1 protein-coding gene is annotated in these 1,257 nt (G+C 61.9%); it reads left to right on the top strand.

The window, feature by feature from the left end:
• The first annotated feature begins 80 nt into the window (after positions 1-80).
• Positions 81-1,228, top strand: a protein-coding gene (locus NQJ30_RS18825; protein WP_255771845.1) for an IS3 family transposase whose coding sequence is annotated in 2 segments (ribosomal slippage) — positions 81-354 and positions 354-1,228 — 1,149 coding nt in all. Because the reading frame shifts where the segments join, the coding sequence is not laid out codon by codon here.
• Positions 1,229-1,257: the final 29 nt, after the last annotated feature.

The following is a 1,257-nucleotide window of genomic DNA, read 5'->3' as shown; positions in this document are numbered from 1 at the left end:
TGGTTGGGTCCCCGCGTAGGAGTCCAGTGTTTGTGTGAGTTTCGTGTCCGAGAATGGACACAGGAGGAAATTCACGAATCATGGCACGCAGACACACCCCTGAGCAGGTCATCGCCAAGGTCCGGCAGGGCCAGAAGATGCTCAATGAGGGCCGCCCGATGGTCGAGGTCATCAAGGAGCTCCAGATCACCGAGGCGACCTGGTATCGCTGGCTGAACCAGTACGGGTCCGAGAAGAACGCTGAGGCGTCCAAACGGACGAAGGAGTTGGAGAAGGAGAACGCCCGGCTCAAGCGGCTACTGGCCGAGAAGGAACTGGCCATCGACATCCTGAACGAGGTGGCCAAGGGAAAATTCTGAGCCCCGAACCCCGCCGCCGTGCCGTGCGCATGGCAGTGGAGAAGTTCGGGGCATCCGAACGCTTCGCCTGCGAGGTCCTGGGGCAGAATCGGTCCGCGTTCCGTAAGAAGAAACCCGACATGGGCTTCGAAGAGGCGCAGCTCCGCTCGGAGCTGCGTGCCATCGCGGTGAAGCACCCGGCGTGGGGCTGGCGGAAGGCCCGCTGGCACCTGCTGGCCCAGCCGGAGTGGGACGGCGTGCCGCTGAACAGGAAGCGGGTGCGCCGGCTCTGGCGCGACGAAGGCCTGACCTGTAAGCCCAGGACGAGGAAGAAGCGCCGCACCGGGCCCGGCGCAGGTGAACAGAAACGCCTCACCGCCCAGTACCCGATGCACGTGGTCAGCTTCGACTTCCAGTCCGACGTGACCTCCTGCGGGCGGCACATCCGCTTCTTCAACGTCATCGACGAATACACCCGCACCGCGCTGGCCATCATCCCGCGCCGGTCCTTCAAAGCCGCCGACGTGGTCGCAGTCCTGGAGAACATCATCGCCGAAACAGGCACCGCCCCCACCTACCTCAGGTGTGACAACGGGCCGGAATTCACCGCCGCCGCACTGATCGAGTGGTGCAACACCGCTGGTGTCGACACTTCCTTCATCGACCCGGGATCACCATGGCAGAACGGCTTCATCGAATCCTTCAACGCCCAATTCAGAAGGGAACAACTCTCCGGAGAAATCATGGACACCATGGCCGAAGCCAAGTATTTGGCCGAGGAATGGAAAGCTATCTACAATCATGAACGGCCCCACGGATCCCTGGACGGCATGACGCCGAAACGCTACTGGGAAAACTGGACGCAAGAAAACCAATCAGCTATCGCATAGACGCTGGACTGCTAACGGGGGCCCAACCA

The organism is Pseudarthrobacter sulfonivorans (assembly GCF_024391045.1).
Taxonomy (GTDB): Bacteria; Actinomycetota; Actinomycetes; order Actinomycetales; family Micrococcaceae; genus Arthrobacter; species Arthrobacter sulfonivorans_B.
This window is presented reverse-complemented; position numbering and strand designations above follow the sequence as displayed.